The organism is Mycoplasmopsis bovirhinis (assembly GCF_900660515.1).
GTDB lineage: Bacteria > Bacillota_I > Bacilli_A > Mycoplasmatales > Metamycoplasmataceae > Mycoplasmopsis > Mycoplasmopsis bovirhinis.
In genome coordinates, this window is sequence record NZ_LR214972.1 from 611,669 (window position 1) to 635,052 (window position 23,384).

The 23,384-nt window shown below is 28.7% G+C and carries 16 protein-coding genes, 1 rRNA gene, 1 pseudogene and 1 riboswitch; of the genes and pseudogenes, 6 read left to right on the top strand and 12 right to left on the bottom strand.

What is annotated here, in order from left to right:
• The first annotated feature begins 289 nt into the window (after window positions 1-289).
• From EXC44_RS02515 to EXC44_RS02525, 4 genes are all read left to right on the top strand, one after another.
• Window positions 290-3,178 (top strand): 23S ribosomal RNA (locus tag EXC44_RS02515).
• Window positions 3,179-3,369: 191 nt separating this feature from the next.
• Window positions 3,370-3,738 (top strand): hypothetical protein, encoded by a 369-nt coding sequence (locus tag EXC44_RS02520; RefSeq protein WP_129621676.1) that lies wholly within the window; start codon window positions 3,370-3,372, stop codon window positions 3,736-3,738.
• Between the two features lie 71 nt (window positions 3,739-3,809).
• Window positions 3,810-3,965 (top strand): hypothetical protein, encoded by a 156-nt coding sequence (locus tag EXC44_RS03920; protein ID WP_165001845.1) that lies wholly within the window; start codon window positions 3,810-3,812, stop codon window positions 3,963-3,965.
• Between the two features lie 178 nt (window positions 3,966-4,143).
• Window positions 4,144-4,374 carry a hypothetical protein gene (locus EXC44_RS02525; RefSeq protein ID WP_120160764.1) on the top strand — a complete coding sequence of 77 codons (231 nt, stop codon included), beginning with the start codon at window positions 4,144-4,146 and terminating at the stop codon, window positions 4,372-4,374.
• 166 nt (window positions 4,375-4,540) lie between these two features.
• Here EXC44_RS02525 and mip (EXC44_RS02530) read toward each other — a convergent pair.
• The 3 genes and pseudogenes from mip (EXC44_RS02530) to EXC44_RS03925 form a co-directional block, all read right to left on the bottom strand.
• Window positions 4,541-6,481, bottom strand: a pseudogene (gene mip / locus EXC44_RS02530) (Ig-specific serine endopeptidase MIP).
• A gap of 98 nt (window positions 6,482-6,579) precedes the next feature.
• A complete protein-coding gene (gene mip / locus EXC44_RS02535) occupies window positions 6,580-8,853 on the bottom strand; it encodes an Ig-specific serine endopeptidase MIP (protein ID WP_129621680.1) in 2,274 nt (757 codons plus the stop codon).
• Window positions 8,854-8,926: 73 nt separating this feature from the next.
• Window positions 8,927-9,076, bottom strand: coding sequence for a hypothetical protein (locus tag EXC44_RS03925; RefSeq protein ID WP_165001846.1), 150 nt, complete (start codon window positions 9,074-9,076; stop codon window positions 8,927-8,929).
• A gap of 300 nt (window positions 9,077-9,376) precedes the next feature.
• Here EXC44_RS03925 and uvrB point away from each other — a divergent pair, with 300 nt between their 5' ends.
• Window positions 9,377-11,365 (top strand): excinuclease ABC subunit UvrB, encoded by a 1,989-nt coding sequence (uvrB, locus tag EXC44_RS02540; RefSeq protein ID WP_165001847.1) that lies wholly within the window; start codon window positions 9,377-9,379, stop codon window positions 11,363-11,365.
• The gene (locus tag EXC44_RS02545) at window positions 11,358-11,861 is read left to right on the top strand and encodes a hypothetical protein (protein WP_120160775.1); all 504 of its coding nucleotides are present in this window, start codon (window positions 11,358-11,360) and stop codon (window positions 11,859-11,861) included. The genes uvrB and EXC44_RS02545 overlap by 8 nt, the downstream gene beginning before the upstream one ends.
• Window positions 11,862-12,336: 475 nt before the next feature.
• Here the strand turns inward: EXC44_RS02545 and EXC44_RS02550 are convergent, their stop codons facing one another.
• The 9 genes from EXC44_RS02550 to cypl form a co-directional block, all read right to left on the bottom strand.
• A complete protein-coding gene (locus EXC44_RS02550) occupies window positions 12,337-12,939 on the bottom strand; it encodes a hypothetical protein (RefSeq protein WP_129621682.1) in 603 nt (200 codons plus the stop codon).
• Window positions 12,930-13,889 carry a hypothetical protein gene (locus EXC44_RS02555; protein ID WP_129621684.1) on the bottom strand — a complete coding sequence of 320 codons (960 nt, stop codon included), beginning with the start codon at window positions 13,887-13,889 and terminating at the stop codon, window positions 12,930-12,932. The genes EXC44_RS02550 and EXC44_RS02555 overlap by 10 nt, the downstream gene beginning before the upstream one ends.
• A complete protein-coding gene (locus EXC44_RS02560; protein ID WP_129621686.1) occupies window positions 13,882-16,101 on the bottom strand; it encodes a Z1 domain-containing protein in 2,220 nt (739 codons plus the stop codon). Before EXC44_RS02560 ends, EXC44_RS02555 begins: the two co-directional genes overlap by 8 nt.
• Window positions 16,061-17,554 (bottom strand): ATP-binding protein, encoded by a 1,494-nt coding sequence (locus EXC44_RS02565; RefSeq protein ID WP_129621688.1) that lies wholly within the window; start codon window positions 17,552-17,554, stop codon window positions 16,061-16,063. Before EXC44_RS02565 ends, EXC44_RS02560 begins: the two co-directional genes overlap by 41 nt.
• The gene (locus tag EXC44_RS02570) at window positions 17,547-18,785 is read right to left on the bottom strand and encodes a DNA cytosine methyltransferase (protein WP_129621690.1); all 1,239 of its coding nucleotides are present in this window, start codon (window positions 18,783-18,785) and stop codon (window positions 17,547-17,549) included. Before EXC44_RS02570 ends, EXC44_RS02565 begins: the two co-directional genes overlap by 8 nt.
• A gap of 1 nt (window position 18,786) precedes the next feature.
• The gene (locus tag EXC44_RS02575) at window positions 18,787-19,299 is read right to left on the bottom strand and encodes a hypothetical protein (RefSeq protein WP_129621692.1); all 513 of its coding nucleotides are present in this window, start codon (window positions 19,297-19,299) and stop codon (window positions 18,787-18,789) included.
• 430 nt (window positions 19,300-19,729) lie between these two features.
• On the bottom strand, window positions 19,730-21,373 hold the full coding sequence (locus tag EXC44_RS02580; protein WP_129621694.1) for a PhnE/PtxC family ABC transporter permease: 1,644 nt from the start codon (window positions 21,371-21,373) through the stop codon (window positions 19,730-19,732).
• Window positions 21,366-22,088 (bottom strand): ATP-binding cassette domain-containing protein, encoded by a 723-nt coding sequence (locus EXC44_RS02585; RefSeq protein WP_129621696.1) that lies wholly within the window; start codon window positions 22,086-22,088, stop codon window positions 21,366-21,368. The genes EXC44_RS02580 and EXC44_RS02585 overlap by 8 nt, the downstream gene beginning before the upstream one ends.
• A gap of 1 nt (window position 22,089) precedes the next feature.
• Window positions 22,090-23,244: an ABC transporter thiamine pyrophosphate-binding lipoprotein p37/Cypl gene (gene cypl, locus EXC44_RS02590; RefSeq protein ID WP_223213751.1), complete on the bottom strand. Its 1,155-nt coding sequence runs from the start codon at window positions 23,242-23,244 to the stop codon at window positions 22,090-22,092.
• Window positions 23,245-23,266: 22 nt separating this feature from the next.
• Window positions 23,267-23,364: riboswitch (TPP riboswitch) on the bottom strand.
• Window positions 23,365-23,384 lie beyond the last annotated feature (20 nt).

Sequence of the window (23,384 nt, forward strand, 5' to 3'; positions counted from 1 at the left end):
TACGGAGTACATTAAGTTACAATTTACTTTAGTAACAATTACCAATTATTACATAAGGTTATCATTTCTTATTTAATGTCATGGTTGAGATAACCCAACAAGTATATCTAGTTTTGAGAGAACTTCTCTCAATGTTCTTTGAAAACTGAATAGTAAAGATAAATTAATATAACAACGACATCAATAAAATAAATTAGTCAATTTGTTTTGTGATTACCGAGTAATTATTTTAAAAATAATTTATTAAAATGTCTTTGAATACATCAACAACAATAGGTAAATATTGAACTTTTAAATAAGTAAGAGTGAGTGGTGGATGCCTTGGGTCTGGAAGTCGATGAAGGACGTGATTACCTGCGATAAGCCTCGTGGAGCTGGATATGAGCTACGATACGGGGATTTCCGAATGGGGGAACCTAGTTAGAGTAATGTCTAACTGCTTCAAGATGAATAAAATAGTCTTGAATGCGAGACACGTTGTGAACTGAAACATCTTAGTAGCAACAGGAAAAGAAAATAAATAATGATTCCATTAGTAGCGGCGAGCGAACTTGGAAGAGCCCAAACCACCTTCGGGTGGGGTTGTAGGACTATCTACATAAAGTCACAAATTTTTGTTATAGCAGAAATAGTTGGGAAACTATAGCATAGAGGGTGAGACTCCCGTATGCGAAATAACAAAAACTTTTGATAGTATCCTGAGTAGGGCGGGGCACGTGAAACCCTGTCTGAATCCGCCAGGACCATCTGGTAAGGCTAAATACTAATCAGACACCGATAGTGAACTAGTACCGTGAGGGAAAGGTGAAAAGAACCCCGGGAGGGGAGTGAAATAGAATCTGAAACCACTTACTTACAATTAGTCAGAGGCCGTTAATGGCTGATGGCGTACATCTTGCAGTATGGACCGGCGAGTTATGTTAACATGCAAGGTTAAGCAGAAAAAAGCGGAGCCGTAGAGAAATCGAGTCTTAATAGGGCGTTTAGTATGTTGATATATACCCGAAACCAGGTGATCTATTCATGAGCAGGCTGAAGCTTGGGTAATACCAAGTGGAGGGCCGAACCGTAGTACGCTGAAAAGTGCCCGGATGACTTGTGAATAGCGGAGAAATTCCAATCGAACTTGGAGATAGCTGGTTCTCCTCGAAATAGCTTTAGGGCTAGCGTGTGATGTTAAACTTTGGTGGTAGAGCACTGAATATGGAATGGCCGCGCCTAGCGGTACTGACTATAATCAAACTCCGAATACCATTGTGTATTATCATGCAGTCGGAACCGGGGTGCTAACGTCCCGGCTCGCGAGGGCAACAACCCAGATCGTCGGCTAAGGTCCCAAAATTATGTTAAGTCAGAAAGGTTGTGAGATTTCATAAACAACTAGGAGGTTGGCTTAGAAGCAGCCACCCTTTAAAGAGTGCGTAATAGCTCACTAGTCAAGAGATCTTGCGCCAATAATGTAACGGGAGTAAAACATAATACCGAAGCCACGGGTACAAAAGTACGTTAGAGGAGCGTTCTTAATGCGGAGAAGTCAGACCGTGAGGACTGGTGGAGCGTTAAGAAGTGAGAATGCCGGTATGAGTAACGATTCGTAGTGAGAATCTACGACGCCTATTGGGAAAGGTTTCCTGGGGAAGGTTCGTCCACCCAGGGTTAGTCAGGACCTAAGGAGAGGCTGAAAAGCGTATCTGATGGACAACAGGTTAATATTCCTGTACTACCTTGTTATAGTGATGGAGTAACGGAGAAGGATAACACTACCTATTAATGGATTTAGGGGTAAATAGTAACTGGTGAATATAGTTAAATGCGTATTCTAATACCGGGAGCTATGATGCATAGGTCTTAGGACTCAATTGTGTGATTTCATACTTCCAAGAAAAGCTTCTAAACGTTTAAATAACAGGGTACCTGTACCGAGAACGGACACACGTTCCCAAGATGAGTATTCTAAGGCGAGCGAGAAAACCAATGTTAAGGAACTCTGCAAATTAACCCCGTAAGTTCGCGAAAAGGGGTGCCAACTGTAACAAGTTGGCCACAGTAAATTGTGAGGGGCAACTGTTTATCAAAAACACAGCTCTCTGCTAAACCGCAAGGTGATGTATAGGGGGTGAAGCCTGCCCAGTGCCCGAAGGTTAAGTGGATGCGTTAGCTTTAGCGAAGCGTTGAAATGAAGCCCGGGTGAACGGCGGCCGTAACTATAACGGTCCTAAGGTAGCGAAATTCCTTGTCGGCTAAATACTGACCTGCACGAAAGGCGCAATGATCTCTCAACTGTCTCAACATTGGACTCGGTGAAATTATGGTCCCAGTGAAAACGCTGGGTACCCGCATCAAGACGAAAAGACCCCATGGAGCTTTACTACAACTTCGTATTGGAACTTGGCCTAACATGTGTAGGATAGGTGGGAGACAGTGAGATCAAGGCGCTAGCCTTGAAGGAGTCAACCTTGAAATACCACCCTTGGTATGTTGAGTTTCTAACCTGCCGCCGTTATCCGGCGGGGAGACAGTGCGTGGTGGGTAGTTTGACTGGGGCGGTCGCCTCCTAAAAGGTAACGGAGGCGTTCAAAGGTACACTCAATACGGTCAGAAACCGTATGTAGAGCGCAAAGGTAGAAGTGTGCTTGACTGCGAGACCTACAAGTCGAGCAGGTGCGAAAGCAGGACTTAGTGATCCGGCTGTACGTCATGGAACGGCAGTCGCTCAACGGATAAAAGTTACCCTGGGGATAACAGGCTTATCTTGCCCAAGAGATCACATCGACGGCAAGGTTTGGCACCTCGATGTCGGCTCATCGCATCCTGGAGCTGGAGTCGGTTCCAAGGGTTTGGCTGTTCGCCAATTAAAGCGGTACGCGAGCTGGGTTCAGAACGTCGTGAGACAGTTCGGTCCCTATCTGATGTGGGCGTTGGAATATTGATGAGAGCTGCTCTTAGTACGAGAGGACCGGAGTGGACGTACCGCTGGTGTTCCAGTTGTTCCGCCAGGAGCATAGCTGGGTAGCTAAGTACGGAAGGGATAACCGCTGAAAGCATCTAAGTGGGAAGCCTCCTCAAAGATAAGTATTCCCTTGAAATTCCTTGTAGACTACGAGGTTGATAGGATGGAAGTGTAAGTGTAGTAATACATTCAGCTGACCATTACTAATAAATTGATAGGTTTAAAAGTTAAATGTATTCAAGACATTTTAATAAATTAAAGTTTACTATTCAGTTTTGAAATAGCATAACTCCCAACGGGAGTTTTTTTAATATAAACGATTTTTTAATTTTTGTTATAATATTGATTTCACAAGAAAAAGTTAAATAAAATAAAAATAGAGAGACTGCAATAATTTAAAATAAAAGAAAGGAGACATTATGTCTATATTTAATAAAAAAATAAAGCTTTTATTTAAAACGCTAAGTGGTTTAACAAGCATTGCAGGAGCTTTTTCATTTTTAAATTTAAGCTCTAAATTAAACACAGAAACAGTAGGAGTTACAGCTTTAAAATCTGGATACTCTACATTTAGAATTTCTCGACAAGATTGACATAATGAAAAAAGTGTCATAGCATTTACTTATGTTAAAAAAATAATTAAGAAGTCTCTAGGTTTAATTTTAGTTCCTGCAAAACCTTATCAACTATTTCTTGTTCAAGTGACTTTGTATCTTACCCTCATTATAGTGAATCAAAAACATCTGATGGGTATAATGTATGAAGAATTATTCATGAAAAAGGTATAAATAATAATTCTTTTAACAGATTTCTAGATCCTAAATCTATAGAACTTATAGATTACCCAAAACTATTATTGTTGAAATTTACTAACGAAGATTTTAAAATTAAAAATAAAGAATTATTAGAAATTTATAATCAGTTAAATGAAAAAAGCGGTACAAAGTTAAGTGAAACAGAGGCATTAGAAAACTACAATGATAAAAAGTTAACAGAAAAAAAGAATTATTGATAATTGACTTGACTACACCAAAAAGAAGGCACTTACATTAATTAATGATTTAAATAAACTCCCAGAAGAATTTAAAAACATTAAAGATAAATTCAAAAATGTAGATTTTAAAAAATAATTAATTTTAATTGTAAACGGACCTGATCACCTGCAATGAAAACCAGGTTATGATACTGAAAAGTTGCTGGATATTCCTGGTAATGTAGGACAGGTAATTGATAATAATAAAATTAAAATTTCTTATAAAACTATAAAAAATCCTTATGTAAGGCCTTTAGCAATTCCTGATTTTTGACCTCTATCAATTTCATTAAAACATTCATCTTTTACTTATTTTGTTGTAATAGATAAAATTTCTTCATTAGGCAACCGATCAGTTGAATTAAATGATTTGGGTTATTTTGAAAAGTAGGGATATTATTTATATATTTTGATATTAATATAATTTAATTTTTAAAGATTAATTTTAAATATGAAAGTAAAGGTATTGAGGAAAACTTAAATAGTTATTAAAACTGTAACAAAAATATATTTTTTTTAATAACAAAAGCACGTAATCAAGTTTACGTGCTTTTGTTTTATTTGTTAAACTTGAATTCATTTGGAATAACACTTAAACCTTTTGGGAATAAATGTGTTTTTGCATTAGGGTATAACTTTTGTAATTCTTCACGGTATGACGTTAATTGATCTTTACCGCCACCATAAATTAAATCATACTGTGGTAAGTTATATGAACCATATAATCCTTGGTAATCAAAACCTTCTTATCTAAAGGCTGTTGACATTCCAAGTAAGGTATTATGACCAATAGAGTGAAAGATTGAAACTAATTCATTATTTTGATTTCTAACTGATGAACCGCTAGCCCCGCCAGGAGCTTCATAATTAGCTAAAGAATAACCAAGACCCATTTGAATCAGTGGGGTTGATTTTCCCTGATAAATTGTTTTTAAAGGTTCTGTATCAGTAGCAACTAAAGGCCAAGTTAAAAAGTTATCAAAAACTCCTGGTTTATTTTTAAATGTTGTAACAGTTGGGCTATTGGTAAGACGATTACCAATAGCATTATTATTATCTTTTGTTTTGACCTCACCAGTGTTTTCACTAATATCAATGTATTTTGGTGCTAATGTTGTTTGATTTGTTCAAAGATTACGAAAGTTATAATCAAAATTATATCGTTTCTCAACATAAGGGACAATTTGATCTCCTGTTATGTCTCTTGGTCAACTTAAAAAATCAGAATCAAAGTCTTTTGGATAACCTAAAGCAAATAAAGTATCATTAGTTGACCAATCATCATTTACTAAAGGTAGGTTAATTTTTCCATAATTTGTTAAATATGATTCGGGGATAAACTTAACTTCTTTGTTATTAGCAAAACCATTTGTAAGTTTTTCCATAAATTCTTCAGCAGAAGCAAAAGAGTTTTCATTCTTTGGATTTCTAATCTCTAAACCTATGGTATCGGTTTTTGAAGAAAAATCAATTTCGAATACTGCAAAATCGATATATTCTTTAAAATCTGTAAATTTTGTTTGTTGTTGTTGAGATAAATAATCTTTTGGGTCAGCTTTTAAGAAATCAACCGCTTTGTAAACCATTTTAACTTTATCTTTTAAATCTGGTATTTCCAAATTTATTTGAAAAGTTGTAAAGTATTTGTTAACTGGTTTATTATTATAATTAATTGTATTTGGTGATCTAAGTGTTAAATTTTCATTTAACGGAGCCTCTGGGTCTAGATGAGTTAAATTAAAGTAAGTAGTGTTATCATTTAACATATTACCAACATGTAGGTTTGTAGCAATATATCATTTTTTAGGATATGAGCCATCTTCAGTTAATTCATAATCTATGATTCAAGCTGTACCAAAACGGGAACTACCAGATTTTTCAACAAAATTAATTGAGTAAGTTTGCAAAGCAATATCTTTGTATTTTTGGTTTACTAAAGTACGTCCTAGCCCTTTTCCATGAACATTTTCTTTAAGTTTTGCGAGCTCAGGCTCAGTTTGATTTTCTAAGAAATCTCACTTAACTTGAATACTTAAACCATCTACTTCACCATTTTCTTTATAACTTGGAACTGTGTTAGATTTATATCTTTGATTATCAAAAGTATCAATATTTAAAGTTTTAGCTAAATTATCAAACTTAGAAACATTTTGACTTGAAGCAGCTAAGTTGTTTTGGTTACGGTATACATCACCTTGTTGATTTGGAAGATTTTTAAATCTTTCATTAATTAATTTTAAACGATCAACAATTTTTTTATTTTCTATATTAAATCTTTGCTCGTTATTATTTCTAACATAGAAATTAATTAAATCTTGTTGTTCTTTTGTTAGTGAAGCTCTAATAGGTTCGGGAGTTTGTGGACCAGAACCTTGATCTGGATTCTTTTGTGAGGGATTCTTTGGTTTTTGAGTTGGTTGTTGACTTTGACAACTAACTGCTATAAAAGGCAAGGTTAAAGATGACATTTTTAAAAGTCAAAGTAATTTATTTTTCATTGTTTTTTCCTTTATTAAGTATTATATTTTCATTTTATAAAATATTATAATATTTGATAGACTAAAAAACCCAAAATAAAGTTTTTGGGTTTTATTTATTACTCATTAAATTTAAATTCTTCGTATGTTGCACTAGCTCCATTTTTAAATAAACGAGTTTTTATATTAGGGCGCACTTTTGCTAAGGCCTCGCGGTATGAACTGGCTTGATCTTTACCACCACCATAAATTAAATCATACTGTGGTAAGTTATATGAACCATATAATCCTTGGTAATCAAAACCTTCTGATCTAAAAGCTGCAGCCATACCTAATAAGGTAAAGTTAGCTACTGAGTGAAAAATTCCAACTAATTGATTTTTTTGATTTCTTACTGATGAACCACTAGCTCCACCAGGACCTTCATAATTAGCTAAGGCATATCCTAACCCCATTTGGATTAATGGAGTTAATTTACCATTATAATTAACTGTTAAAGGACGTTCAGTATTATTAACAAGTGGTCAAGATAAAAAGGCATCAAAAACCCCTGGTTTATCTTTAAAGGTATGAGTTGAAACATGAGAAGTTAAACGATTACCAACAATTGAAGGAATTTCAACGCTTGTGGCTTCTGAAGTTTGTGGATTAATTTGCAACCATTTTGGGTTTTTTGAAATTTCATTAGTTCATAAGTTCATTTGATTACCAAAATCAATGTTATAATATTGTTCCACTCACCTAATGATTGTTTCTCTATCACCTGATATATTATTAGGAATTTTAATATGAGGACCAAAATTTGCAGGATATCCTAGAGAAAGTAAATAATCTTTATTAGTATTTGCATTATTGTTAGCAATAGGGATATTAATAGGATCATAGTTTTTTAAATAAGATTCTTTTAATAAACTAGATTGCTTTTCTTGTTTAGTAGCATAATTATTTGTTAAACGCTTTAAAAATTCTTCGGCATTAGCAACTGAGTTTGAGTTTGGTTTTTGACTATATACTTCAAAGCCACTATTACCACTTACCCCAGTTAAGTCAATTTCAAAAACAGCAAAATCAGAATATTCTTTATATTCACCAAATTCAGTTTGTTGAGATTGAGATAAATAATCTTTAGGATCTTTTTTTAAGAAATCAACAGCAGTGTATACTAATTTAACCTTATCCTTAAGAGCCGGATCAGTTAAATTTAACTTAAATTTAGTAAATCATTCATTGAATACACCAGGAGAATTTTTTTCTGATTTTAAACGATCCTTAGTAGAAATTGTTTGATTTAATGGTGTATCTTCATCAACTCTCCCAAGTCAAAGGTTTTTAGTATCTGAGCCCAAATATTGAATAACATGTAAGTTACTTGCTAAATACCATTTTGTTGGGTATTTACCATCTTCAGAAAGTTCGTAATCTAAAATTCAAGCTGTACCTGAATATTGTCTTCCGGCTAGTGGGTCATTAGCGCTAGTAGCTCCTTGATTATCAACTGTAATAGCAAAAGTTTCTAAAGCAATATCTTTATACTTTTCATTAGTTAAAGTACGTCCCAACCCTAAACCATGGGTTTGATTTTCTCCTGCTATTAAATATTCAATATCACTTTCATGAATTACAAGTTTTTTTTGAATATTTAGACCATCTATAGTGCCATCTTCCTTATAAGAAGGAACGGTAAAAGATTTAAAACGATTATTATCAAAAGTATCAAGTTTCATTGATTTTGCTAAATTATCAAACTTAGTCTTATTAGTTTGTGTTGTATCTAAATCTTTTTGTAATTGTCAAACACTACGGTAATTTTGGGGATATTGTGATGAGTTATTTAAACCATTTTCATGACTTGTTTTAAGTTTTTCAACTTCTCTATTATTTTCATAATCATATCTTTGTTCATTATTTCAATTAACAAAGAAGTCTAATCGTAATTGAGCAGAAGCTGATCTGTTAGTAGTAGTTTCTCCATTAGCAGGGTTTGTTTGATCATTTTGAGATTGGTTGTTTGAACCTTGAGCATTACCTGATTTTGGTGGTGTTTGTGAATCTTTTTGATCTTGACTAGGTGTAATAATTTGTTTTAAATTAAATATTTTAGCTGCAAGTTGTTCTAATAATGTTTTTTGGCTTGTTAAAGCGTTTTTAGTTTGTTCATTAAGTAAACTATATGCACTTAGTGCAGCAGTTACTTTAGCTTCGTCTTCTTCAGTAATGTTATTTTGATTTTTAGCTAAAATTTCAGCATGAGTAGTTTTGAAGTTTTCTACTGCATTATTAGTTGAGTTTTGCCCATTATCTGGTTTAGATTCTTGTGAGTTAGTGCAACCAATTAATGCAAAAGGCAAACTAGTTGAAATAGCCCCTAAGATTAAATTTAATTTCTTTTTCATAATTTTCCCTTTATTTAGTAAATTTGAATTCTTCTGGAATATTGTTAAGCCCTTGTGGGAACAATAATCTTTTTTAATTTAGTGAAGTTTTAAACATAGTTTCACGGCATGAATTATTTTGATCTTTTCCGCCGCCATGCACTAAGTCATATTGAGGCAGATTATATTGTCCATATAAACCTTGGTAGCCAAAGCCCCCAGATTTAAAAGCTGGACATTTCAAAAATAGCCCTGTCTCAATTGAACGGAAGATTCCAACTAATTCATTTTTTATTTTTTACTGATTAACCACACTCCCCCCCCTGGTGCTTCATAATTAGCTAATGAATAACCTAATCCCATTTGGATGATATTGGCTTGCTTTCCTGTATATTCATTACATGGTGTTTTGCCATTTTGAGGAAGCAATGGCAAGTTAAAAAATCATTATTATCAAGTTCAAACTTTCTTGAGTTATAACTCATCTATATTATATAAAATTCTATCAATTATTATATTTATAAAATAAATATATAATTTAAATATGATCTATAAATTAAACTCTGAATTTAAACCTGGTGGCGATCAACCTAAGGCAATAGAATTTTTAACAAAAGGTATAAAAAAGAACCAAGAACACCAAGTCTTACTTGGTGTTACTGGCTCTGGTAAAACATTTACAATTGCAAATATTATACAGAATTTTGAGCGACCTGTTTTAGTTTTATCTCATAATAAAACTTTAGCTAGTCAACTATATAGTGAATTAAAAGGTTTTTTTCCTGAAAATTGTGTTGAATATTATATTTCGTATTTTGATTATTATCGTCCTGAAGCATATATCTCAAGTACAGATACTTATATTGAAAAAGATTCAAAAACTAATGAGCAAATTGAGATAATGCGGATGAAAACTGTGAATTCACTTTTAACTCGTAAGGATGTTATTGTGATTGCTTCAGTTAGTGCAATATATGGGGCATTAAACCCCGCTATTTATTCACAAAGTTTTTTAAATGTATATGTTGAACAAGAAATATCAATCCAAGACTTTGCTCGTAAATTAATAAATATTAAATATGAACGTAATGATGTAAGTGATTTAAGTCCAGGCCAATTTTCTGTTAAAGGAGATATTGTAATTATTAGGCCTGCTGATTCAGAAACTCAAGCTATACAAATTAGTTTTTGGGGAGATTTCATTGAAGAGATTTCTTTAGTTGATTCATTAACTAAAGAAACATTAAAAGATCTTAAAGTATATATTTTATCACCTGGTGATGCTTATGCAGCGGAAAACTCAATTTATGATCAAATTATTCCGAAAATTCAAAATGAATTAACTGAGCAATTAACTTATTTTACTGAGAAAAATAAGCTTTTAGAAAAAGAAAGATTATCACAAAGAGTTAAGAATGATATTAATGATTTAAAAGAATTTAGAATGTGTAAAGGAATCGAAAACTATTCAATGTATTTAGATGGAAGGAATTTTGGTCAAAGGCCTTATACTTTACTTGATTATTTTCCTAAAGATTCATTAATATTTATTGATGAATCACATATTACAGTACCGCAAATCAATGCAATGATTAGCGGAGATCAATCTAGAAAAAGAAGCTTAGTGGATTTTGGCTTTAGACTACCATCAGCCTTAGAAAATCGTCCATTGTCTTTAAAAGAATTTGAAGATGAATTTGAGTTTAAAAAAATATACGTTTCAGCAACACCAAGCAACTATGAATTAACTAAGTCAAATCAACAAGTTTTTAAAATGTATGTAAGGCCAACAGGACTTGTTGACCCTGAAATTATTATTAAACCAACAAAAAACCAAGTTGAAGACATTTTTTTAATTTTAGAAGAGCAAAAACAAAAAAATGAACGTACAATTATTTTAACAACAACTAAGGAATCTTCTGAAAAACTCTCTGAATATATGCAAAAAAGAAATGTTAAAGCTGCTTACATTCATTCTGAGCACACTATTTTTGAGCGTAATGAAATTATCCGAAAATTAAGAATTGGAGCTTATGATGTAATTATAGGAATTAATTTATTACGTGAAGGAGTCGATATTCCTGAGGTTTCAAAAGTTTTAATATTGGATGCTGATAAAGGTGGTTTTATGCGCAGTGAAACTAACCTTATTCAGATTGTTGGTAGAGCTTCAAGGAATGTAAATGGTCAAGCAATTTTATATGCCGATACCATCTCAGAAGCGATGAAAAAATGCATTTTAGACAATCAAGAAAAAAGAAAAATACAAATTGAATACAATCTAAAAAATAATATAATACCTAAGTCTGTAAGTAAGAAAATCCCTAGCGCTCTTACAGACAAAAATATTAGCAGCTCAGTAACCAAAATCCTAAAAAGTAAAACTAAGACAAAAAAATCAAATAAAATTACAGTTATTAATGAACTTACCAAGGAAATGCTAAAAGCTGCTAGCGAAAGAGATTATGTGAAAGCTCAAGAAATTAAGGATTTAATTTTTGAGCTTGAATCAGAAGGAGAAATCAATGTATAAATATCAAGAATTATTTGAAAATAAAGATTCAATTTTATCATGAAGCTTTGATGTTGTTTCTGTTTATGATGCTTTTAGAAAGATCTTTTTATTAGCCTTAGATAAAGATGTAAATTTATTTCATGAATTAACTTGAAATAATTTTGTAAGAAACTCTAATTTTGGAGTTGTATTAAATAAATACGTATTTTATTTAATGAAATATTTAACAGACCAAAAATATCTTGGTGATAATGAAACTATTAAAGATTCATTATCTAAAGCTAAAAATTACTTTGCAACTGATAGTTCATCATACGAAGTAAACAGTAAAAAAGAAGATATTTTAGAACAGGCTAAAAATATCTTTAAATTAGCTAAACTAGATGGTGATGCTAAAGATATAGTATTATTAGTTGAAAGTTTTGAATTATTTCAAAATGAGGATTTCAAAACTAAATTGCAAAAAACTTCATTCCAATTAGAACCATTTAATGGTTGTGATATTCCTTGATAATGCAAAACACTTAGTGAATATATAGTAAACCCCATAAGTTAAACCAAATTAATTGGTAAAACTTATGGGGTTTAATTATAAAACACAAGTGTTTTTTCTCTAGTTTTGCTTACTTTTTAAAAAGTAAAGCACCCTTTGATTGCAATTAAAGAGGGTTGCGAGGCGGGTAGTAAAATCTTTTTATTCAATTTTGTATTTTTCTAGATAGCTGAATTATCTTGATTATTAAATGCTAGTTTTCATTCAATAAAAACTTCAAAAATATATAAATTTATCAATTTAGTCTTAAAAGAGATAGAAAATAATTGGAACTAAGATTCAAGTTTTCAAAATTAAAAAAATAGCTATTCTACAATATACACACATATATAAAATAAATATTAATATATAAATTTGATATCTATATAATATATCAAATTATTTTAACTAAAATACTAGTTACCTGCAACAATTATTGTAGGTGACTAGTAAAAATTTATAAATCTAATATTTCATTAAATAATTTCAAGTTATTATTAATGCTTCATAGATCTTTATTATAAGGTCACGAAGAAAGTAAACATAGTGGCGTGAAATTTGGGTCATATTTCATTATATTTTTAAATTTTTTAATTAATTGTAAATAAACATCTTTATGATCTTTTATAACAGAATAAGGTTTAATTTTTCAACCAGTTACGGGCATAAAACCAGAGTAAACATCATTTAATTCGGGTACTAAGAAATTAATTACCCCACCATAACCTACATTTTCATGCTTGTTTTTATTTTTAGCAGGATATTGGCAGATTAAAATATGTAATAATAAATGCTCCAAGTAATTACAATATACTAGGTTTTCAGGTAATTGTCATTCATATGGATTATTTTTTGCGTATTCTAAGGTAGATAACATAATTGCATGATCTTCATATTTATGATGAGCAAACAAACCTTCTTTAGTTCTGGTAATCTTGGGGTTTTTAACCCAATTTTCCTTAAAGTATGGGCCAAGACCTATTCCATATTTATTTTGTAAATAATCACAATATTCTAAGTATGTCAAATTTTTAACTTTATTGTATTCTTTTAAATCCATATTTCTCCATTATCTTTCAAGTAAAAATTTTTATTAATTTCATCCTTAAATTTGCTTAGGGTAAGTGAATTCACTTTTTTGCAATCAATGTCATATTCAATATTGCTGATAGCAATAGTGCTTGAATTAATTTCTAAAATTGGTAATTGCTCTTTTTTAAAAATTTCCAATTGGTCCATGGCATAATCTAAATTATAACTTACACCTTTATTTAAACTGGAAATTGCACACTTAATTTTAAGCATTTCTAAATATAAATAGAAGGTGGGATCTTTAATTAAATCAAATAACTTTGAAAATAAATCATAAAGACTAACTCCATTATCGTTTTTTTCAAGCAAAATTGATACAAAGTATAAATTAAATTTATTAGAAGTTAATACATCATGATTAAATCTATGAATTCTATCGCTTCCTAAAGATCCTTTTAAAATAATTAAAGTTGTAGAATTTAATTGTATAATTCCTCTTGTAGGGTCATCAATATTATTAAATTTACCATAAATACTTTTTAAGCCATTTTTATAACAATAAATATGAAATAATAATTTTAAATATGTAATTGTTTGTATTCGTTCTAAATCTTTTGACGGTGTAGATTTAAATAAAGTTTCTAAAGATTCAAGCAAATTTAGAATATCTTCCCCTGCTTGAGGTTTATCAATCGCTTTAAATAAATAATCATAAATAATTTGAAATTGCTCTTTTGATTTATTATCTTGCCTTAAGCACGAGATAGTATGAAAATAGTAACTTGTATTGCCATCAGTATATTTACCATTGATTGAATAATGCAAGTTATCAGTCATAGCATCACTAGTTTTTACGAAATTTTTACTATTTTTAATTAAAATAGTTTTTATTCTTTCGTCACTTTCAAACATAAAAACATTATTTGAAAGCCACTCCTCTTTTGGAAAATTTCCAAAATATTTTGTTTCTTTATTCATAAACATTATCTCCTGTAACCAATTTTATTGTTTGAGATGTTAAAGGATTATTAAAAGTTATTAATGGGATACATGATTCAAATATAGGCATTTTATTAAAAATATCTACCATATGTATTTGAATGAATGGAATATTTGTATAATCATTTCCATTTATATCAACTGGGTACCTATCACCAGAAAATTTAGTTCCATGATTTTGACCTTGAAACAATCTTTTTATAGATGTATTTGTGGAATCAGTATAAGAACGATACTGACCTTTTTGATACCTCATAAGCATAATTAAAATTTCATCACTTTGTAACCCTTGTTTTATTCTATTATTAATTATTGCAAAACTTTCTAGACTAAATGGACTAGTAAATCCAAAAACAAGTTTAGATAAAAATTCATTATAAAACTCATTAAAACTTAGCTTTAACAATAAATGCCTTTGATTATGTTCTTGCGATGTGTCAAAATCAATTAATTTTCCTTTTGATCCATATTTTTTACAAAAATTTAAATATAAATTTCGATTATGTTCTTTTTGTTGGTTGGTTAATTCTACAGATAAATCTTCTTTATTACCATATGAAATAACTTTTAAACTAACAGTATTTGACACACTTTTGCGTGTTAAAACTAAGTTATCATGTTCTAATAAAAAGGTTCGTTTAAACTGCTTTAGATTCAAATTTGACTCTAAAAATGCTTGCAAAGCATTTCACATATGATCCTCATTTGATACAATAGCCATAAATTTTCTTTGTAGTTCTTTAGTCATAAATACTCTGCAAATATCAAAATAATTATTTTTATATCCAAATCAGCGGCATCTTTGATACATAGTGTCTACTTGTGCCTCTTTTGAATCTCGGTAAATATATGAAACGATTAAACGATCCAAAGTAAGGCCGCGCCCTAACATGTTGCCACCTACTTTAATGTTATAAAGAAAGTTTGTTTTTTCCTTTTCAATATTATTATGGTTGATCACTTGTAAATTAAGATTTTTTACAACATTGGAAAGTTCATCAACTATTTTTTTAAACTCAATTTTGATAATACCATTATTTAATTCATAATATTCTTTGTAACATTTACTTATTTCAGTTTTAAGATCATCAAAATATATAGAATTTTTATCTTCAAGTCCCGAAGTAATTGTTGTATTAATATATTTTTTTATACGTAATCCAACAATATCTTGGATTTTGTTAAATGAAGAAGGATGTACAAGCATTGAAAAAGGTTTATAGTCTCCTTGTGCTCGCTTTAAAGCGCATGAAAAAATAAATAAATATAAGGCTTCTTTAAATGAATCAGGTATTGAATTTTCAAAATCATCATTATCATCAATTACTTTTATATGTGGATTATCAATAGTATCAAAAAAGGATCTTCCTCCAGTATAATTTTTCCCTGGCTTAACCAATAAAGCTCTATCAGGTGAGATATGGTCATAGGTTGAAATGAGTAAATTAGCTTGTGGGGTTGCTGTAACTGATAAAAATGTGCATATCTTAAAAGAAGTAATAATATCAACTATATTGTCATGAGTTTTATTAGATATTCCCCTTTTTTTAGATTTTGGAGCTCCTGGAGTAAATTCATCTCCCTCATCATCGATAACAATTGATGGTATTCCAGAATATAATTTTGCCAATTGCATCATTTTCCCCAAATTAGTATTTTCTGCAGGATTTTTTAAAACAACTAATATAATTTTACATCCTTGTTTAATTAAATCCTTTATATCTTCCTTAAATGAGGAATTTAAATTAAAAATTTTTACTTTCTCGTTATTTTTGAATCCTTCAACTAGTCTATTAAAATTTTGGTCTTTTAATTTTAATTTAGTCCCAGCTAGTATATAAGCAATATCATACCCATTATCAAATGCCAGCGCCGTTGATGCTAAAAAAAATGATGTTTTCCCACTTTGTACCTTGCCTAAACATAATATTTTAATAGGACTATATTGATTAATATTACCAGTTGGATTTTTAAAATTATAAATTGCTTGATATGAATTTGAAAGAATATTAGAAATTGTTTGACTATCTTCTGATTTTGCAAGAAATTCTTTAAATCTTTTTATATAAAAACCGTTTAATTTGGCTAAATTTATATAGTTATCTGCAACTTTTTTATCTCCAACAACTTTAGTTAAAATAATTTTATTGCTATCCATTTTGTTTAACCATAATCTCATTAATTGTGTCAAGCAATTTTATAGAATCAGCCAATTTAATACCCAAACTTTGGCTTTGAAGCATACTCTGAACTAATATTATAATAATTGAATTAACTGATGCAATTGTTCCGTTTTTTTTAAATTTATTAACATAAAACTGATTATTAATATTTATAATAAGAGAATAGCCATCTTTATATTTATCAAACTGTAAGCAATCTACATCTGAAGAAAGCCTTTGAATTGATACATATAAATAAACCAATTGATCATTTACTAAAACATTATATTTTTCAAATATAATTTCATCAACATCTTTTTCAAATTCATTCTTTGGGAGTTCTTTAACTGATTTTTCCTCATTATTGTTAATATCTTCTTTAATAGTTGGTGTACTTGCTGCACTATCTGACAAGATCTTTTTAGTTTGATTACTAATTTTTCTATCATCATCTTTTACACGAATTTTTTTAGATTGTTTAATAATATATGAGACGCTTTCATTTGAAGCTAATTTCTCAAGAAATTTATCCTCTGCACCGTCGTGATTCCAAACAAATTTATCTTTAGTATAGGATAAAACATAATTTTTTCCTTCAAATCTTATTTCGCCAACTACTCGGAGGGTTGGAAATAAATTACCTTTATCAAATATTTTTTCAGGTTTATAGTTAAGTGCAATACACCTATTTGCTTGCATCATGTTTAGACCAGTTTTACTACGATTTCCTTTATTAAGGATTCCTATTCAACCTGTGAATTTGTATGTTATATTTTTAAAAGTAAATGAATCATTAATATTACGAATATATCTTTGCTGATTTTCATCCATATATATTTCGGGCTTTTCATACTTTATAGGTATTTTATTTAACGTAATATTTAAAATACCCCTCTCTAAATAATGGTGATAGATTGTACCAAGCTTTTCACGCAGCTCATTTTCCTTATTTGGGTTATTAAGTTCTTTTACTAATTTAGTAATTGTTATAATTGTCCCATGGTTTTCTTTTTGATCATGGTCAAAGATTGCTTCAATTTCGTTTGGATTATTTTCCGATAACTCATCAATATCAACAGACGCACTAATTCTAGAACCAGAATCATATCTTGTTGTGGATATTGTATATTTATTACCTAAGTAAACAGAAGCATATTTTAAGCCTATACCATACATCCCTAACTGATTATCTTTATTTGCATTTGGGTTTTTTGCATTTAGTTTTAAAGCTCTACCAAATTCTTCCTCATTCATACCAAACGAATTATCTTCAATAATAATTTGATTTTTATCTCAAATAATTGAAACTTTACACTTTTTACCATCTTCAAGGTTTTTTAAAATATCCTGGTTGTCTAAGAAACTTTGTAAAGAATTATCTATAAATTCAGAAAAAACGCGTTCAAGTTTATAATTTTCAAATTGAAAATTTTTTATAAAACCAGATCCTATAGTTATATCGTACTTCTTAGTATTATTCATTGTTATTAACCTTTCTCATTTTATTAATATATTCAATAAAATCTTTAAATATTGAATATATTACAGTAACATTAACTGCATTGCCTAATTGTTTAAATAATTCTTTTTCATTTCCTATATATTTAAAATCATCCGGAAAACTTTGTAACCTTAAACATTCAACAGCAGTAAAATATCTTTTTTGAGGTCCATAAATTGGGCGATGGTCCATTGCAACTAATGCTGGTGCTTCTGTTGGCCTTTTAACTCTAATTCCACTAGGACGGAATTGAATAATTCCTTGGAAAAGATTATCTAAATCCTTGCCGGCTTGTCATTCAAATTTACGCATTGTTTTATTTAAAGTATCTTTAACTTTTCACTTTTCTATTCATTTATCAATTTTTTCTTTATATTCAAAATATAAAGTCCTGTTTCTTTTAATAATTAATTGTTTTCAGATTGGTAAATTTGAAATATCATAATTTAATCCAAATTCATCAACCCAGATCGGAAAACCTATCACTCTTTTGTTTTTTGGAATAATTTGTATAAAGTCATTTCAAGAATTTAGAGTTTCTAATTGGGTTTTAGATAATTGATATTTCACTTTATCAATAATTTCTAAATCATCTTGTATAATTTTCGAAATATCAAGTGCATTTTGTTTAACTTTTCTAATTTCTAAATCAATTGGACCATTGTATATATCTTTTCTCACTGATAGTATTATTGCCCTTTTTCTTAGTTGGGGAATTTTAAAATCTACAGGGCTTGCAACTATCGGTTTTTTAATCACATTATATCCAGCATTTGATATTTCGTTATAAATTGTTTTTCATGTATTACCGCTATCGTGATTAATTAAATTCTGGACATTTTCTAAAATTAATATCTTTGGTCTTTTTTTAATATCTTGCTTTGTTTCAATTAATCTAATAATTTCGCGAAACAGTGTGCCCCGTGAATCATTAAACCCTTCTTGTTTACCACCTTTAGAAAATGTTTGGCATGGAAAACCCGCACAAACTACATCAATATTTTTTTGATATAAATCATTAAAATTTAATTGTCGGATATCTCCTAAAGGTTTATGCTTAAAATTTTGTTCATATGTTAAAGCAGCTGATGCATTAATTTCAGAAGCAAATAAGCATTCACTGTTATCGCTATATTTTTGCATTGCTAGTGCAAAGCCTCCAATTCCAGCAAATAAATCTACGTATACAAAATCTTTTTTTAAAATACTCATCTTAATCTGCCTTATAAGTTTCTAGATAAACTGATAATAGTTTTTCAAAATTATTTTCAGAACATACCAAAATATTTGTACCTGAATCCTTGCCTTGATAGAAACCATATTGTGACGCTTTATTTAAACTTTCTTTTAATACATAACAAGAGCGGTTTTTTTCATGGTGGATAAATAAAAATGGATTTCATGCAGCTAAAACTTCATTACCGTTAGTATCTCAAAGTCCTAATAGCATTGTTGCACTATTTGTAGTATTATCAGGAATATCATTAAAATTAAGTTTGTTAACTTGTCTCCTCATTAAATCAGGTTTATTTGGTAAATATGCACTTGTAATATTGCGGATATTAACATTTATAAGGTATTCTTGATTATTTTTTAGTATCTTGAATTTTGTAAAATTATTTATACGAATTCCGCACGAAATAATTGCAAAACCCGATTTTTTAAATATTTCTTGAAGCCTTTGTAGTAACTCAGTGCTGGTAAGTGATTTATTTTTAGTTAGCATTTTTACTCCTTACAAAGTTTATATAAACATAATGATATATAACAACATAATAAATTTTTATGTAACTAAAATTTATTATGTTGTTATTTTAAACTAATTATAATTCATATATATATATATATATATTGCAAAAACTTGACCATTCAAATTCGTAAATCAAATGATAATAAATCTACAACTATTAGTAGTTAGGTTTAAATTATTTAATATGCAATTTCTGAGTAATTAAACATATTTGAATTTTTAACTATTAACTAACTCTTAATAAATTGTATTGCATAGAAATTTGCAAACATAACAAGCAGCTAATAAAAATCTAAATTTATATAGACAGGGAAAAAATCTGAATATTTCTTCCCTGTCTATATAAATTTTTGAACTTTAAATTAATAAAGTTTTATATAAAAAAAATTTGGATCATTAAACAAGGTTAATCGATATTACTTGTTTTTAGCTTCCAAATATTTTTATTTTTCTTTTTTTTAGATCAATAATTTAAGATTTCTAAAATTAAGAAAAATAAGATTGCTGGTAAGAGTAATGGTATAGTTTTATTATAAATATTACGTTCATGGTAATATTGAATTTTGTTAGTTATTGCAATAGTTGAAAATATTCCATAAGTTAAAGCATTACGAAAAGTATTTTCATATTCAAAAAAGATTAAACTATATAAATCCTTACTTATTGTAGGTAAGATTTTTTGGTAATAAATACCAAAATTACTATAACCTAATGATTTATAGAGATTTATTTCATAATTTGAATAAGCATTTATTTTGCTTACAATATGTTTTGCTAAAGTTCGAAAGGCGGAAAGAAACAAAACAAAATTTAAAACAGTTAGTGAATCTAGGAAGGCATTAAACAAAATAAAGATAACTAAAATTGGGATAGTTTTCAAAAAGACTAAAAAAGATTTTAAAAACCATGATAAAACTTTTTGGCTGCTTTTTTCACTCATAAAAAAAGCATAAATAATAGCTAAAATACTTGCCGAATATAAAGCAGCATAAGTGTTAATAAAAATTAAAAAATAATCATAATAATCAATAAAGGAGGTAGTGGCTAAATCACTAAAATCGAATGCAAAAATATCTTTTAAAAATAAAATTAAAAGATCTATTTGAATTGATTCATCTTTAATTAAGTCTCAAATACTTCAAAGAAAAATTCCAAATAAAATAACTTGCAATAATCTTCAAAGATATTGAGGTAATTTATACTTTAAAGTTTTATGGTAATTTTTGTTTGAAGTTATTTTGTATCAATAATCTTTAAAATATTTATTATATAAAAACATTAATAGTTCAAAAAAGATAACAGTTAAATATAAATATAATAAACTTATACCTAAATATATAAATTCAGTTTTGTTGTTTTCAATTCAAAAACCTATTCCAACAATCCCAACGCTACCTAAAATTGAGCTTCATCGAATATTCGAATCAAAGGCAAGTAAGTTGTTCATAGTAAAACGGTTCTTGTTAGGCGAATAAATATTTTTTTTAAAACTTGTTTTTTTGTTATAACCTAAGTTAAGATCTATTCAATAATATTTACTTGGGGTATTTTCGATTATTTCAACTAAATATTTGTGTACTCAAAGTCATGTGCTTCAAAAAAAGATAAAAAAAGCTGCCAAATAAGGGCTAAATATACCGCGAAAAACAAAAATATATAAAATTAACGGAAAAGATCTTAAGATAATTAGAAATCAATTTAGTAATATTGCAAAAAATTTATGTTTATGAAGATTTTTAGCACTAAAATAAGAAGTAAAATAAGATAATAAAAAACCAAGATAGGAACCACCGACTACGGTTTTAATTGTTGTTAGTAAATAGCTAAAATTAACTTCTCATAAATTAGAACTTGGTAAATCTTGATGGACTGATTTAAAAGAAAATAATTCTTTAAGATATTTAAAGAATCTTGGAATTCCTGAAATATATAAAGAATTAAAGACTCCTATTTGGTATAAACAATAAAGAAAAAAGATAAAAGAAAGAATAATTAAACTAAAGTTTCAATATTCTTTTCTTTTTAAAGTAGTTAAAAAATGGTTATTCATAATATTTGGTTAATTTTGTTATATTCAATTCTTGTTTATTTAATTCTTTGATTTTAGTATCATTTTTACTAAAAACAAAGAATTTATCAAAATGTTCTAGTGCTGAATTAAGGTCATGAATTGCTACAATAATATGAGCATTAAGTTTATATTCATTTAAAAGATCAAAAATCAGCTTAGTATTAACAATATCTAAGTTACTAGTTGGTTCATCAGCTAAAATAATTTTTGGTTTATTAAAAAGCATTTTAGCAATACTTAAACGTTGTTTTTGACCTGAAGAAAGTTTTGTGATTTTTTCAAAAGCATATTCTTGCATACTTAATTTAGAAAGCAAAGCAAAAAGTTCTTCTTTTTGCTTTTTGGTTAAAATTTTAAAAAGCTTATAAAACTTATTTTTATAAAATTTAAAATCACTCATTAAATTTTGGTAAAAATCTAAATCCTCAATTAAGTTATTTTCTGGTTTTAAGTAATAAATTTGTTGTTTAAATTTTTTTAATTCTTTATTATTAAAGTCCTTAACATTTTTATTATTAAATTTTAAAATTCCAATTTTAATAATTGAGTGGTTAAAAATTGAATTAAGTAAAGTGCTTTTGCCACTTCCGCTAGGGCCAATTAATGCACAAAGCTTTGCTTTTGGAAAACTAAGATTAACATCCTTGACAACTATTTTATCTTGGTAACTTAAAGTTATGTTTTCAAATTTCATATTATTTACCTATATTATTTAAAATTTCTCAAACTTCTTTATTTACATCATTAATATATTTATAGCTATAAAACCCATGCATTGGTCCTCAAATATCTTGGTTAGTTTGAGCTAATTCTTTGAGAACTTCAGCTAAAATTTTGATTTTAGCTGAAGGAATATGATTTTTATAAATAGCGATATTATATAAAAGAGGATCTGTAACAGTTAAAAAAGTAAATTTATGCCCTGGCCTAGTTTGATTATTTATTGTAAAAGGATCATTACCTTGTTTATATTTTGTTCAAGAATAGACACCTTCAGCATCAAAAAAGATTTTTTGATTATTTAAAGAAGATTTATAAATATTAGCTAAAGGTTTGGAATCTAATTTATAATTAGCATTTTGGTTAATTAGTTCTAAAAATGAGGTGAACTTTGTTCCAAAGTGTTTTTTTAATAAAGCTTGAGGCAAGATATATTTGCTACCAGATTCTTTATCATTGCTATGTACATATCCATAACTTAAAAATTTAGTTAAATCCTTATTGTTTCAAGCTTCAATAATTTCCTTAGTATCTTGCTCATTAGCAACAATATAAATCATGCCACGGTAATAATTAGTTAAATTATTTGTATAAAAATTATTATATAAATAATTAGCATAATTATTACCATTATTTTGATCATCTCATTGTGATCTAGGTATTTTGTCAAAAATAGTTTGCTGCTTTTGAGCTAAGCTTCTTAAAGGATCATTGTCTAAGCCATTTAAATATGTTTCAGAATTATTATTTGAACCTTTAAACATTTTGGTATATGTTTGAATTCCTAAATTAATATTATTATTTTGCAAATCAGACTTTTTAGCCAATAATTTCCCAGAGGAAACAAAGACAATATCTTGTTTATTTTTAATTAAATCATCAAGGTTTTTATTATAATCATTAATATCACCTTCTGAGGAAATTTTAATAGTGAAATCTCCTCCTTTGGCTATGATTAAATTGTTGATTTCAGCTTCAAAATTTTGGATCTGCTGAGTATTTAATCCAGATCCAAAATTAATTTTTAATAATTTTTGGTTAGTTTGATTATTACTACATGATAAGGTTATCAAACTAACCAAAGTAATTTGGCTTAGGCCAAAGATAAATTGCTTAAATATTTTTTTCATATTTCTCCTATTTTGGACAAGTATATGGAGAAAAAAGACTCGCTACGCTAGTATTAACTAGATCAGCTAATAAGAGTATTTCTCAGCTATTATTATTTAATAGCACCCCTGTCCTTATAAAAATTATAACATAAAACCAA